Annotated in this window: 16 protein-coding genes; 15 read left to right on the top strand and 1 reads right to left on the bottom strand. The window is 51.6% G+C overall.

From position 1 onward, the window contains the following. The first annotated feature begins 19 nt into the window (after nucleotides 1-19). Nucleotides 20-610, top strand: a complete 591-nt coding sequence (locus F8562_RS03715; protein WP_014837017.1) for a DapH/DapD/GlmU-related protein — start codon at nucleotides 20-22, stop codon at nucleotides 608-610. A 111-nt stretch (nucleotides 611-721) separates the two neighbouring features. On the opposite strand, the gene F8562_RS03710 is transcribed toward F8562_RS03715, so the two are convergent. Further along, entirely contained in the window at nucleotides 722-916 is a 195-nt protein-coding gene (locus F8562_RS03710; RefSeq protein ID WP_032693299.1) for a hypothetical protein, read from the bottom strand. A gap of 293 nt (nucleotides 917-1,209) precedes the next feature. Between F8562_RS03710 and F8562_RS03705 the strand changes: the two genes are divergently transcribed. From F8562_RS03705 to F8562_RS03640, 14 genes are all read left to right on the top strand, one after another. Continuing rightward, a complete protein-coding gene (locus F8562_RS03705; RefSeq protein WP_094909525.1) occupies nucleotides 1,210-1,905 on the top strand; it encodes a winged helix-turn-helix transcriptional regulator in 696 nt (231 codons plus the stop codon). A 325-nt stretch (nucleotides 1,906-2,230) separates the two neighbouring features. After that, the gene (locus tag F8562_RS03700) at nucleotides 2,231-2,797 is read left to right on the top strand and encodes a fimbrial protein (protein ID WP_014837020.1); all 567 of its coding nucleotides are present in this window, start codon (nucleotides 2,231-2,233) and stop codon (nucleotides 2,795-2,797) included. Nucleotides 2,798-2,868: 71 nt separating this feature from the next. Next, entirely contained in the window at nucleotides 2,869-3,426 is a 558-nt protein-coding gene (locus tag F8562_RS03695) for a fimbrial protein (RefSeq protein ID WP_014227395.1), read from the top strand. Between the two features lie 46 nt (nucleotides 3,427-3,472). Next, on the top strand, nucleotides 3,473-4,210 hold the full coding sequence (locus F8562_RS03690) for a fimbria/pilus periplasmic chaperone (RefSeq protein ID WP_014227396.1): 738 nt from the start codon (nucleotides 3,473-3,475) through the stop codon (nucleotides 4,208-4,210). 19 nt (nucleotides 4,211-4,229) lie between these two features. Continuing rightward, on the top strand, nucleotides 4,230-6,860 hold the full coding sequence (locus F8562_RS03685; RefSeq protein WP_151891887.1) for a fimbrial biogenesis usher protein: 2,631 nt from the start codon (nucleotides 4,230-4,232) through the stop codon (nucleotides 6,858-6,860). After that, nucleotides 6,860-7,867 (top strand): fimbrial protein, encoded by a 1,008-nt coding sequence (locus F8562_RS03680; protein WP_014837022.1) that lies wholly within the window; start codon nucleotides 6,860-6,862, stop codon nucleotides 7,865-7,867. The genes F8562_RS03685 and F8562_RS03680 overlap by 1 nt, the downstream gene beginning before the upstream one ends. 12 nt (nucleotides 7,868-7,879) lie before the next feature. Continuing rightward, nucleotides 7,880-8,410, top strand: a complete 531-nt coding sequence (locus tag F8562_RS03675) for a fimbrial protein (protein ID WP_042933925.1) — start codon at nucleotides 7,880-7,882, stop codon at nucleotides 8,408-8,410. Then, the gene (locus F8562_RS03670; protein ID WP_038423915.1) at nucleotides 8,410-8,925 is read left to right on the top strand and encodes a fimbrial protein; all 516 of its coding nucleotides are present in this window, start codon (nucleotides 8,410-8,412) and stop codon (nucleotides 8,923-8,925) included. The genes F8562_RS03675 and F8562_RS03670 overlap by 1 nt, the downstream gene beginning before the upstream one ends. A 10-nt stretch (nucleotides 8,926-8,935) precedes the next feature. Continuing rightward, nucleotides 8,936-9,649 carry a molecular chaperone gene (locus F8562_RS03665; protein WP_042933926.1) on the top strand — a complete coding sequence of 238 codons (714 nt, stop codon included), beginning with the start codon at nucleotides 8,936-8,938 and terminating at the stop codon, nucleotides 9,647-9,649. 13 nt (nucleotides 9,650-9,662) lie between these two features. After that, a complete protein-coding gene (locus tag F8562_RS03660) occupies nucleotides 9,663-11,378 on the top strand; it encodes a PglL family O-oligosaccharyltransferase (protein ID WP_224256622.1) in 1,716 nt (571 codons plus the stop codon). 170 nt (nucleotides 11,379-11,548) lie between these two features. Further along, on the top strand, nucleotides 11,549-11,839 hold the full coding sequence (locus tag F8562_RS03655) for a hypothetical protein (RefSeq protein WP_014837028.1): 291 nt from the start codon (nucleotides 11,549-11,551) through the stop codon (nucleotides 11,837-11,839). Between the two features lie 197 nt (nucleotides 11,840-12,036). After that, complete coding sequence (gene mscS / locus F8562_RS03650; protein WP_014837029.1) at nucleotides 12,037-12,894, top strand: small-conductance mechanosensitive channel MscS; 858 nt, start codon at nucleotides 12,037-12,039, stop codon at nucleotides 12,892-12,894. A gap of 13 nt (nucleotides 12,895-12,907) precedes the next feature. Next, on the top strand, nucleotides 12,908-13,180 hold the full coding sequence (locus F8562_RS03645) for a YceK/YidQ family lipoprotein (protein WP_014227406.1): 273 nt from the start codon (nucleotides 12,908-12,910) through the stop codon (nucleotides 13,178-13,180). 29 nt (nucleotides 13,181-13,209) lie between these two features. Continuing rightward, nucleotides 13,210-13,791: a helix-turn-helix transcriptional regulator gene (locus F8562_RS03640; RefSeq protein WP_032693292.1), complete on the top strand. Its 582-nt coding sequence runs from the start codon at nucleotides 13,210-13,212 to the stop codon at nucleotides 13,789-13,791. Nucleotides 13,792-13,928: the final 137 nt, after the last annotated feature.

Raw genomic sequence — 13,928 nt, 5'->3', positions numbered from 1 at the left:
AAATGAGGAAATATTGACCATGGATATGAAGGAAAGAATGAACAGCGGCGAGCTTTATCTTGATTCAGGATATGGGTTACCGCAGCAGCGGCTGATGGGCAAGGCGCGAGCTTACGAATACAACCACTCGCACCCCTTTAATCAGGAATTAAGAAACGACATTATTCAGCGGATGTTCGCTGCCGTGGGCGAGCAGTGCTGGATAGAGCCTCCGATTCATGTGGCCTACGGTACCCACACCACCATTGGCGATAATTTTTACGCGAACTTCAACCTGACGCTGGTCGATGATGCCGACATTATCATCGGCAATAACGTGATGTTTGCGCCCAACGTGACCATTTCCACCGCCGGCCATCCGATTCATCCGGATCTGCGCCATACCCAGCAGCAGTTCTCTCAGCCGGTGATAATTGAAGACGGCGTATGGTTAGGAACCGGGGTGATTATCAACCCAGGCGTCACCATCGGAAAAAACTCGGTCATTGGCGCCGGCAGCGTGGTGAACCGTTCCATACCGACGAACGTGGTCGCCGCTGGGGTCCCCTGCCGGGTATTAAGAGCGATCGACGACAGCGATAAAAAGAAGTTTCAGCTGTTTACAGCGTAAATTGTCGCGGTGCCGGGCGGGCGCTTCATGCCCCCTCCCGGGTAGACATCGCGCAATCTGCCTGCGGGGACGCATTTCCGCCGGGACATCATGATGCTTTTGCCTGACTATTCATTGCCCAGGCATTTCTCGCGTTACGCTGAATGCTAATTTTTCGTGAAACTTAGCCCCTTCCATCATAATCAGACAAACGTTTGCCATCGTTATTTTCTCGTTTTTTTTATTCATTTCCTCAGCCTTTTTCAGCTGAGGAGGACAAGCGTTAATATGCTTTTTCAGCGCCTTTTTAATTATCATTTTAGCCATTATTTTTTATGATAATGTGATTTTTTATAGCGTTTTTATGTGGTTTTTATGTGAATAAATTTATAGTTCATGAGTAGAAAAAGTAATGGTTTTTCCCTTGGGTAGGGTATTTTATCCATGCAGAAAATGAGAGTTTTTATGCTGATATATCAGTAGGATATGACTAGTGTAAAAAACGCAAAATGAAATTAACCTGTTGAGTTATAATGATATTTTAATTTTTTTTATTTCCTCGATTTTTGGTGCTAGTATTTTAATTAAGTAATGTCGTAGGCTAAATATGAGAATAAATAATGTTTATTATCGGTGATGATTTTGATCGTGGCTCCTTACGTTCCTTTTCGTTTGGCCGTAATACCAAGCCCGCGTTAGCGATTCAGCGTATTTTGCAGGCGCTGCTGCCCGTGAGCACACCGCTTGAGCTGCAGCCGGACGAGCGATTTGAATTTTGCGATACTGAAAATAACGCGAATATATTCCTCCTGCTCGAGGGGACCGGCGTGGTTTGCCATAGTGAAAATAATATGGCGATAACCACGCTATTTTCCCCCTCGGTACTGGGGCTGATTGATGGATATAGTACCTTTTACGACGTAGAGGCCAGGCCGAAGCATTTTTTCTCTGCGGAAACATCTTGCTCTGGTCAATTGGTTCCGCTTGCTAAGTTTGTAGAGATTATGGACGAGCAAAATCTCTGGCATGATATCGCCCGGATTCTGGCCCATCGGTTATTGGTCATGGCCATCCGCGAGAAGGAGTTTATTGGCGTGGAATCATTCATCATGATCCGGACGTTGATTCTGGAACTCGGCTCCTATCCTGAGGAATATCGCGAGCAAATCAACGTGCTCAATTTTATCCAGCGGCGCACCAATCTTTCCCGCAGCGGAATACTGTACGTCCTGTCTGAACTGCGCAAGGGGGAGTACATCAGCGTCCATCGAGGCGTGCTGAAGGGAATTAATAAACGAATTCCTATCGATTTTTAAATAAGTCCATAACAATATATTAACAACAACGCCTGTTTTTTAGACGCACCAGCTCTTTGAATTATTAACATCATGATTTTTATACGTAATTATCATTATTGACTTGCATCATTTTCGAATGTCCAGTTTTGGACGAAAAAATTGATTTAGATTAATAAAATTCTCTGTAAGAATTATTCCCAGGACAACACGGAGTGTCTTCTTATATTTAAACCGTCTTTTTTATCGCCGCAGGGAACGTTCCCTGGGAATGACTTCGGCCATAAAAAAATAAGCGGTAATGAATGAGGGAATACAAAATTAATTTAATGTGTATGGATTAAAAATGAAAAAAGCATTTATGGTAAAAAGCGTCGTTCTGGCAATGGTTATGGCTGGCGGTATCTCTTCTGCAATGGCTGCTTTACCAACCAGCGGTTCTTCTACCACCGTTCAGGGCGGCACCGTTGAGTTTAAAGGCTCTGTTGTCGATGCGGCCTGTGCGGTAACCGCAGATACCAGCAACCAGATTGTGAACATGGGTCAGGTTCGTCTGGCTGCCCTCACCGGTAAAGACTCCGTTGCTAACCAGAAAACCCCGTTCAGCATCAAGCTGGCTGACTGTGATACCACCGTCGCTTCTCAGGCATCTGTGACCTTCGACGGCAACGCGGCGGCGGGTGAAGCTGGCGTGCTGGACAACACCTCTGGCGCGGGTAGCGCGGCGGGCGTGGGCATCCAGATTTATGACAAAGACGGCTCTGCGCTGGATCTGGGCACCGCGTCTCAGGCTGTTACGCTGATCGACGGCGACAACACCCTGAACTTCTCCGCTGACTACTACCAGACTGCGGATACCGCGACTGCCGGTAGCGTGGACACCACTGCCACGTTTAACGTGACTTACCAGTAAGGTCGCGTCAGTCATTTTCATTTAGGGATCCTGTGCCAGGGACGGCGGCTGTGTCATTGAAAGGAGTAGATATGAATTTCACTACACAACGGCTGAAGGCGTTTTCCCTCGCGGGGGCGTTTTTGTTTCCCGCTCTGGCACAGGCGGGCAACCACCACGTGGTAACGGTAAAGGGCGGCGACGTTGAGTTTCAGGGCGCCGTGGTCAATGCCGCCTGCGCGGTGGATGCCGGTAGCGAGGATTTAACCGTTGAGATGGGGCAGGTGCGCTCCAATGAATTTCATGGGCTGGGAAGCTGGACAGATCCGCAGGCGTTTACCATTACGCTGAAGGATTGCGATACCACGGTAAGCCAGCAAGTCAGCGTGGCCTTTCGCGGCCTGACGGATGGCAAAGATCCGGGGGTACTGGCGGTGACCGACGGTGCGCAGAGCGCGCAGGGCGTCGGGTTAGGCATTTTTGATAATCAGGGAAATCAAATTATCCCGAACACGCAGCCGATGAATTTTACCGCTATTCAGGACAATACGACCGTACTCAATTTTGTCGCCAAATATCGCGCGACCTCGAGAACCGTCGTGGCAGGGGATGCAAACGCACAAACCTGGTTCACGTTAACCTATTTGTAATTTCCTGATGCCGTCCGCGGCAAATCTTTATTGTGAAAGGCACTTTATGTCCGTTATTTCTTTTTCCCGCCTGTCTCTGGTGGCGCTGGCCTTAGCCGGTGCCGGTCTGGCCGTGCCCGCGGCGCAGGCGCAAACCGAAGCGCAGGCGCACGCCGCGGCGAACGGCGGGGTATCACTAGGTTCCACCCGCGTCATCTATCCGCAGGGCAATAATCAGGTCTCACTGGCGGTGAATAATACCGACCCGAAGGCCACCTTTTTAATTCAGTCATGGGTGGAAAACGCCAGCGAAAGCAAAAGCAGCGATTTTGTCATCACCCCGCCGCTGTTTGTGATGAAGCCGCAGAAAGAAAATACGCTGCGCATTATGTACGTCGGGCCGAATAATCTGCCTACGGATCGCGAAAGCCTCTACTGGGTTAACGTCAAAGCGATTCCCTCGGCGGCAAAAGACACCAAAGGGAAAAATACCCTGCAGATCGCGGTGCTGAGCCGGATTAAACTTTTTGTTCGCCCGAAAAATCTGCCAATGGCCTCGATTGATGCGCCGGCGAAGCTGCGCTTCCACGAAAGCGGTAATACCCTGACGGTGAAAAATCCCACGCCCTATTATATGACGCTGGTACAGATTCACGCCGGTACCGCAACGTTACCGACGACAATGGTGGCGCCGATGTCGCAGGCGGATTTAAAACTGCCGGCGAACGCGCAGGGAAATATCACCTTCCAGACCATTAATGATTACGGGGCAAACTCGCCCGAACAGAAAGCCATAATAGAATAATAAACAGGTCGGCAAAATAATGACGTTAAAAATAAAATATATCACCCTCGCGGTGATGCAGGTTCTATTTGCCCGGCGTCGGGTATACCGTATTATTTTGCCGGCAACCTTATCGGCATTACCGTTATCCGCGCTGGCGGATAACTATTTTAACCCTGCGTTTTTATCGGACGATCCTAACGCGGTGGCCGATCTTTCGCATTTCGAAAAGGGCGATAGCCAGGCCCCCGGTAAATATCACGTTGATATTTATCTGAATAAGCAGCTGGTCTCCACGGAAGACGTGAACTTTAAAGCGACAAAAGGCGGCCAGGATGATACCGGGCTGGCGCCGTGCTTTACCACCGGGCGTCTGGAACAGATGGGGGTCAATACCAAAGCCTTCCCGGACCTGGCGAAGCTGGCGCCGGAGCAGTGCGTGCCCTTTGCCGCCATACCGGAAGCTACCACCGAATTCGACTTTGAGCATCAGCAGCTGAACATCAGCGTGCCGCAGGCGGCGCTAAAGCAGAGCGCGCGCGGTTATATCCCCCCGGAAGAGTGGGATCAGGGGATCAACGCGCTGCTGCTGAACTATGACTTCACCGGCGGCAACAGCGGCGGTGATAGCAAAGAAGACAGCTACTATCTCAACCTGCAAAGCGGCCTGAACCTCGGCGCCTGGCGCCTGCGCGACTACTCCACCTGGAACTACACCAGCGGCGAGGGCGACACGCAGAACAAGTGGGAGCATATCAGCACCTACGTCGAGCGCACGATCGCGCCGCTGAAGGCGGAGCTTACGCTGGGGGAAAGCTACACCCCGTCGGACGTTTTCGACAGCCTCGGCTTTCGCGGCGTCCAGATTGCCTCCGATGACAACATGCTGCCGGACAGCCTGAAAGGCTTTGCGCCGACGGTCCGCGGTATCGCGAAGAGCAACGCCAGGGTCACCATCAAGCAGAACGGCTACGTTATCTACCAGACCTACGTCTCGCCGGGCGCCTTCGCCATTAACGATCTCTACCCGACCTCGTCGAGCGGCGACCTGCAGGTGACGGTAAAAGAGAGCGACGGTAGCGAAAATACCTTTACCGTGCCGTACTCCGCGGTGCCGCTGCTGCAGCGCGAAGGACGGCTTAAATACGCCCTGACCGCCGGTAAATACCGCAGCACCAACGATGATCAGGATGAGGTCAATTTCGCCCAGGGAACGGCAATTTACGGTTTGCCGCATGGCTTCACGCTGTATGGCGGTACGCAGGTCAGCAACGACTACCACGCCTTTGCGCTGGGCGCCGGGCTGAACATGGGGGACTTCGGCGCGATCTCCGCCGATGTCACCCAGGCCAACAGTACCCTCGCCGACGGCAGCCAGCACGACGGTCAGTCGGTGCGCTTCCTCTACGCCAAGGCGCTGAACGATCTCGGCACCAACTTCCAGCTGCTGGGCTACCGCTACTCGACGGAGGGGTTCTACACCCTCGACGAGACGACGTATAAAAACATGAGCGGCTATACCGGCGACAATGAGTGGAAGGATGAGGATCACGACGGCAAGCAGGATAAGCCGGTGTGGACCGATTACTACGATCTCTACTACACCAAAAAAGGCAAAGCGCAGCTCAATATCTCGCAGCAGGTCGGCAAAATCGGCTCGATTTTTGTCACCGGCTCCGAGCAGACCTACTGGCACACCGATGAGAAAGATCGCATGTTGCAGGTGGGCTATAACGGCAGCTGGAACGGCATCTCCTATAGCCTGACGTGGAACTATGACAAGTCGCCGGGGGAAGAGGAGGCGGATCAGATCTACGCCTTTAATATTTCGCTGCCGATTGTCCAGTGGCTCTCCAGCAACCATAGCGCGGATATCTACCGTTCGGCCAATACCACCAATATGAGCTTCGGCACCACCACCGACCAGCACGGTAAGACCACCGGGACCACCGGCATCAACGGGACGCTGCTGGCGGATAACAACCTGAGCTATAACGTGCAGGAGAGCGACGGCAACCACGGCACCAGCAACAGTGGCAACGCCAACATGAGCTATCAGGGCACCTACGGTAACCTGCAGGCCGGCTACAACTACAGCGACGGCTACCATCAGGTGAACTACGGGGTGAGCGGCGGCGTGGTGGTCCACCGCAACGGCGTCACCCTTAGCCAGCCGCTCGGCGACACCAATATTCTGGTGAAAGCGCCGGGGGCGGCCGGGGTCGAGCTGGAAAACGCCACCGGGGTGAAAACCGACTGGCGCGGCTACGCGGTGATCCCGTACGCCACTACCTATCGCCAGAACCGCGTGGCGCTGAATACCAACTCCATGGGGCAGAACGTCGATATTGAAGACGCGGTCACCAACGTGGTGCCGACCCAGGGGGCGCTGGTGCGCGCCGAATTTAACGCCCACGTCGGGGTGCGCGCGCTGATGACCCTGATGCATAACGGCAAGCCGGTGCCGTTCGGCGCCACGGTCAGCCAGAAGGCGGGTAACAGCACCATCGTCGGCGACGACGGCCAGGCCTATCTCGCCGGGCTGCCACTGAACGGCATGCTGGAAGTGCAGTGGGGCGAGGGCACCGGACAGCACTGCGTGGTGAAATATCAACTTCCGGAGAGCGCGAAGCAGCAGCCGGTGAATAAATTAAGTGAAAGGTGTCAGTGATGAAATTAATTAAATACGGGCTATTTGTATTCTTCGCCGCTTTTCTGTGGGGGAAAACGGATAAGGCGATGGCGAGTTCTTGTAGTTTGACATCGGCAGTATCAAACGTGACAATTAACCATCCATTTAATTTTAAAGCTAATTCCAATGGTGCAAATGTTACAAATGAAGATGCTCCTGTAACATTCTGGAGCGGTAGTTCCGATGAGACATACGTTTGCCCAGCAGCAAGTCAATCAATGTATATTTGTGGGACTGACGATCAGTATAATATTGGTGGTCACTCTACTTTTATTTCGCCAGGTATTACCGCAGGCGCAGCGGTTACCAATGGTTCACCTTCTGTGAATACATTAACTTATGGAGGTTGTTGGGGTGTTTCTATTTCTGGAGGACCATATCCTGCCAGCGGTCAAATGAAGGATAGTCTGACTACTCTAAATGGCTGGAATAAAGCACTGGCATTTTTCTTTATATCTGACTCAACTCAAGCAAGAAACATTACTATTACTAACAAGCTTGTTGGGAGAATATTTCTCACCACTGACTGGGCAGCAGATGGCTCCCCTTTAACAACTGTTTACGTCTCAGGTACGATAACTGTTCCTGCTTCCTGTAAACTTGCATCCAATTCAGTGGTGATATTACCGGATACCTACTCCGGCGATTACGGCAAAGCCGGTACTGGAGCGAAAGTGGGAACTGGCACCACGCAGCCTATGAGCATTCAATGTTTAGGTGGTAGCGAGTCTGCCACCATTGACCTGCATGTTACCACCAGCAAAGTTTCCGGTGATGATATTGTGACCTCCAATCCAGACGTCGGTGTAAGAGTTTTGGATGGTAGTGGTAATACTGTATCAGCAAATAATGGTGATGTATCAGCCACCCTCAGCGACGGCGCAGTGGATGTACCATTTACCTATGTTCCCGTGGCCATTACCGGGAAAAACCCGACGCCAGGTGATTATTCGGCGATTGAAACTATCACGGTGACTATTCCTTAATAAGGGCATGACATGAAAATGTATTGGTTATGTTTACCTTTTTTTCTGCTTAGCGGTGTGTCCCTGGCAGATACCCAGATTGGGACCTGGAATATGACGATTAATGGTACCGTTCTGCCTTCATCCTGTGATATTGATAGCAGCAGCCAGACGCAAAGTATCAATCTTGGAACCTTCTCAGCAAATACCTTTTCCAGCACGGGTGATGTCAGTCCCGATGTTCCTTTAGATATTAAGCTGACAGGATGCGGTGACAGTATTGTAGGGGCAACGTTAACGTTTAGCGGCCACGCGGATTCTGGTAATTCTAATCTGTTGGCGTTATCTGATACGACCGGTACTGGTATGCTGGCAAGTGGCGTCGGTGTGGAAATTAAAGACAGTGATGGTACGACAATCCCATTAAATACCGCCAGCAAGCAATACCCGCTCTTTGCAGGCGATAATACATTGAATTTTTTATTACATTATAAAGCGACAACGATTCCCGTAACCGCAGGGTATGCAACGGCTGTGATGTATTTTGATGTGGACTATCAATAATGAAAAAGAAACTATTATTATTATTGTGTATCGGTTGGACGTTTTCGGCCTTCGCCCATGACGGCACTGTGAATATTTCTGGTATGATTCAAAATCAGACCTGTACTGTTGCGCAGGAGTCCATCGATCAAACGGTATCGCTTGGGGATATTGACTCACGACAGCTAAGCAATATTGGTGCGGTGTCATCCGCTGTTGCTTTTGTCATTGATTTACAAAACTGTAGTAGCGTGACTAAAGGGGTTTCATTCACTTTTTCAGGTTCAGTAGATGGTGATAATTCTGATCTATTGGCGTTGTCTGATGAGGCTGGTTCTGCTTCCGGATTAGGTATTGCCATCAAAGATGATGATTCAACCCTGATACCGTTGAACAAAGCCAGTAAAGATTATGCGATCGACCCCAGTCAGGCGGATAATCGTTTGGTTTTTTATGCACAATATATGGCAACCAGCACAAATGTGACAGCAGGTACGGCAAATGGAACGGCGACCTTTTCATTAACTTATCAGTAATGGGGATCGCATGTTTAAATTTATCTCTGGGACCTGCTGCTCAATTTATGTCATTTTATTTTGCGTTTTCCCTGCCCACGCTGGTATTGTCGTGGGCGGAACCCGCTTTATCTTTAATGGTGATCAAGACAGTATTTCGTTTCAGGTGAAAAATACTTCTGCTAATGTATATTTGGTGCAGACTAAAATTTTCTCCGGTAATGACGGCGAAGGTAATAACAACGCTCACGATAAAGTTCATGAAGTCCCTTTTATTGCAACGCCGATGCTATTTCGCTTAAAACCATTACGCGATAACTATGTTCGTATTCTGAAAGTCCCCGGGCAACTTCCTCAAGATAGAGAAACTTTGTTCTGGTTAACGATAGCAGGCATCCCAGCCAGCCAGGATGCTAAAGAAAATAATATTGTACAAATAGCTGTACGTAATAAAATGAAGCTATTTTATCGACCGAAAAATTTACCGGGAAATCCTAAGGATGCCTATAAATCTTTGGCGTGGTCACGTCAGGGAAAAACGATAACGGTGAAAAACCCGACGCCTTATTTCGTTACGCTACTGACCTTAACGGTAAATGGGCAGAATATTGCTCGTCCGGGGATGGTAGCGCCTTACTCATCTCTGAGTCAGTCCTGGTGTCCTGAGGCCGGGAGCTGCGATATTCAGTGGCAGGCGATAAATGATTACGGGGCGGCGACACCCATTTTGCATTCCCGCTTCTGACAGGTTAATGCAGATGACCATTTCCGAAAACTCATCGGCGGCCTCCCGCTGGCTCCTTATGATGCTGGCGCTGATCCTGCTTGGCGTTATGCATATTGTCCTGCCCAGCACCGGCGGCAGCGGCGCCGATTTACCGGAACCGCTGCTGGTCTGGTGCGTGCTGCTGGCCGCGATGGTCGGCTGCGCCTGGTTTTTGCGGCATCAGAGGCTACGCAGCAGCCCGTTCCTGCGCGGCATGGCGCTGGCGGCGTTCCTGCTGACGCTGCCCCTGTTCTGGAGCCCCTCCGCCGACTGGCGGCTGGACGCCTTCCCGCGCCTGGCGGGCCTGTGGGCGGGCGTGGCGTTTTATTCTCTGCTGCTGAACTGTCGGCTCACGCCGCGTCAGCAGCAGACCGTGCTATGGCTGATCGTCGCCGCCACCCTGATTCAGGCGGTCTATGCGCTGGTGGGTATCGGTCATCCGGCGTGGCTGCCGCTGCCGGCGCAGGCGGCGCAGCGCCAGGCCGGTCAGTTCGCGATCGGCGTTTTTCTGCAACGCAACGTCACCGGCTCCTTTATTGCCACCGGCGCCGCGGTGCTGCTGTGGCTGGCGGCCGACGCCCGCTTTGTCTGCCGCAGCGTCGCGAGGGAGAGATATCGTCAGTGGGGAAGCGCGCTCGGGCTCGGGCTGCTCTACGCCACGCTGACCCTGCTGAAGTCCCGCACCGGATGGCTGGGCGGCGTGGTCTGCTGGCTGATGATGGTGACCATTTTTTGCTTCTCGCCGTTACGCCGCTCCGCCGCGCGCGGGGCACGCTGGCGTGTCGTACTGGCGCCGGTGGCCGGCGTGCTGCTGGGGCTTGCCCTGCTATCGGTCTCGTTACTCAACGCCCTGCATGAACATGACGGCTCGAATCTTGAGCGGGTTTTTATTCTGCAGCAGACCTGGAAAATGATACTGCAGCATCCGATCGTCGGCTGGGGCTACGGGGGATACGCCTGGTCCTTTGCCCATTTCGTGGCCGATAGCGTCCCGCCGTTGTCCCGCCGGGTCCCGGGGTTAACCTATCCGCATAATGACCTGCTGTTCTGGTGGGTCGAGGGCGGAGCGGTCGCCCTGCTCGGGCTGCTGGTGCTGGGGGTTAGCGGATTCAGGCTACTGCTGCGCCGCCCCGGCGTACGGCAGCTGGCGCTGCTGGCCTGCCTGATGCCCATTTTGCTGCACACGCAGCTGGAGTATCCGCTGTATCAATCGCCGGTACACTGGTTGCTCGTTCTTATCCTGGTCAACCTGGCCGATCGCTGTCCGACCGGCGAACAGGCGCCGCTGTCCGCATTCACCGCGCCCTCCACGCGGCCGGTGCCCTGCGCGCTGATGATCCTGGCCTGCTACGGCGCGCTGCTCACCGGCTGCGCCTTCTGGCAGGGGCACTATCTGACCGCTTTTCAGCAGTCGCCGCAGCGTTTTGCCAGCCGCGTACTGCGGCTGCATGACATCGGCATCGGCAGCGAAAGGCTGCGTAAAGATCGGGCGCTCAGCTATATCATCCGCTATCAGTCGAGCGCTAACGTGGAGGATCTGGAGGCTTTCAACCAGCTCGGCAGGCGCTGGATTGCGGTGTGGAACGACGCCGATATGTACAACAATCTTATTAACGTCGAGCGGTATCTTGGGCAACAGAAAAATGCCCGGGCTTTGCGCGAGGAGGCCCGGCGGCTCTATCCTGAGGACCGGCGTTTTTCATCGTAGCCACGATGCCTGTTATGATCCCGGGCTCAGCGTCGCAGAGGCAGCTGAGCCTTTTTACGTATATTGCCGGTCGGGGCTGAAAAAATATTGATCGAATATAATTAGCAGTGTAATTATCTCCTGTGGTTTGAAATTGATTTCAAAAATGCCCAACACAGGAGTGTTACCCCATGGACGCACGTCAATGCACTGCCGCAGCGGCTTTACTTCTCGCCTGCACTTCTTCTTTTTGCTACGCCGGCCATACCGGAAAAGTCCGCTTCATTGGCACCGTTGTGGAGTCGGGATGCTGGAACACGCCCGGCCAAAATGAATTATTCTGTTATCGCGATAAGACCGTTTCTCATTATTCCGCGGCGCACGTCAGCAGCGTTTCGCTGGATGTCAGTAATGCGGTGGTGCAAAAAACATTTCTTGATAAACAAAAGCAGCTTGAACAGTTAACGATTAATTACTATTAAGTTTAATGACATTTAAATATCTTCAGCTCATTGGGTTGAAGATATTTATCTCGTCAGAAAATTAAGATGTTAGCAAGAAATTACATAATTTTATTATTCTTACAATCTACGACCACTTTATCGCTGCGAATTTATTGAATCACCACATATTCCTCTATACTATTCCTCATATGTTTTACGCAGAAAAGAAATAATATATGGCTAAGGTGGTTTTATTTCCGCAGATCGCTTCTTCGCTGGAGTGGTTAAAAGGGCATGGCGATACAATTCTTCAGTATGGCTGGAACGTGATTGCCGCTTGTATTCTCTTTTTTATCGGCCGGGTTGTCTCAACCTTATTATCTAAAGGTATCGAGAAAATACTTCTGCGGCGCAGGGTAGATATTACCGTTATCCATTTCTTTGCCGCCCTGGTACGCTATATCACGCTGGCGTTTGCGGCCATCGCCGCGCTTGGCCGCTTAGGCATAGAAACGTCTTCAATTATTGCGGTTATCGGCGCGGCGGGGCTGGCGGTGGGGCTTGCGCTGCAGGGATCGCTATCAAACTTTGCCGCTGGCGTACTGCTAGTCACGCTACGTCCTTTCCGGGCCGGAAACCTGGTGCAGATCGGCGCCATTACCGGAGTGGTGGAATCCGTACATATATTTTCTACCACCTTGCTCACCGCGGATAATAAAGACGTGGTGATCCCGAACGGCAAAATTATCGCCGACAGCATCGTTAACTATTCGCGCCATCCATTTCGGCGTATCGATTTGATGATTAGCGTCGGCTACGATAGCCGGATTGCGGAAGTGAAGCGCGTTATTCTGGCGGTCATCGATGCTGACAGACGCATCGATCGGCAGCGTGACACCACCGTTCGTCTGGCCGAACTTGGCGCCTCGTCACTTAATTTTACCGTGCGCGTGTGGGTGAAAAACACCCACTACTGGGATACCTATTACGATCTGCTGGAGAATATTAAAGAGGCGCTGGACGAACATCATATTGCGATTCCTTATCCGCAGATGGATATTCGCGTGGCCGGCACCGTACCAACGTTATCCTGATGGCTGAGATGATATGAATCCGAAAGTGATGGGTTGTATGGCTGTCTGTTTTCTGCTGACGGGCTGCGGCAGCGTCATGGGAAGAACCACTCTGGCGGAGGGCGAAACGTGGTATCCAGGGGTTAAAACGGATATCGCGGTGATCCGCGGTGACAGCGAGTATGATTATAATTATCTTCAGGGAACATTATGGACCCTGGATACGCCGCTGTCGTTTATTGGTGATACGCTGATGCTGCCGGTTGATTATTTCCACGGCCCTTGGTTAATTCACTCTGCAAAATGAAATATATTATAAGATGGTGTTTATTCATTATGAGTTCTATTTTACATGTGGCCGTAATGTCTCCAAATCGTTATTTCTGCCTGGGGCTGAATAGCCTGCATGAACAAAAGGCGATGCCCGCTATTCAGCTGCACTTTTGTCACGACCTGAAGTCCTTAAAAGCATTAATGGAGAGCGTTACGCTCTCCGGCGTGCTAATGGAAACGTTTGGTGAAGGAGAGAACATCTACGATGCGTTTGTTTTTGGCGATTATCTAAAAAGGCAGGCCAGAGACATCGCCGTGTTCGTTTTTCGCTCATTCTGGAGCAATCTTTCTGATTTGCCGCATTATGCGCGCTATCATGTTTCCTCAACTGAAGATGAAATATGGGAATATTTGAAATTAATACTGAGGGGCTATCAGCGAAATAATTATATCTCCCGCTGGGAGACCCTGCTGACCCATAAAGAGTATCAAGTGATCAGAATGCTGTGCTGCGGAAAGCAGTATCATCACATAGGGAAATCACTGGGTATTACGATTAAAACCGTGAGCACGCATAAAATCAAAGCGCTGAAAAAACTCGGCGCGCCCAGCATGTCATCTTTAATTCTACAATTTAAACGCTAATGGTCGCGTACGGCGTAGCAGGCTGCCGTGGCCGGGCGTGCATAGACCATCCGCGGATCCCCGCATGCTGCGTATTTATCGCGCCAGCCAACGCCATCCCGCAGCAATAGCATAATCTCTTATTCTCCCTTCCTGTA

The organism is Klebsiella sp. RCJ4, from assembly GCF_009025755.1.
Taxonomy (GTDB): domain Bacteria; phylum Pseudomonadota; class Gammaproteobacteria; order Enterobacterales; family Enterobacteriaceae; genus Klebsiella; species Klebsiella michiganensis.
The sequence above is the reverse complement of the archived record's forward strand: the minus strand, read 5'-3'. Positions and strand labels throughout refer to the sequence as shown.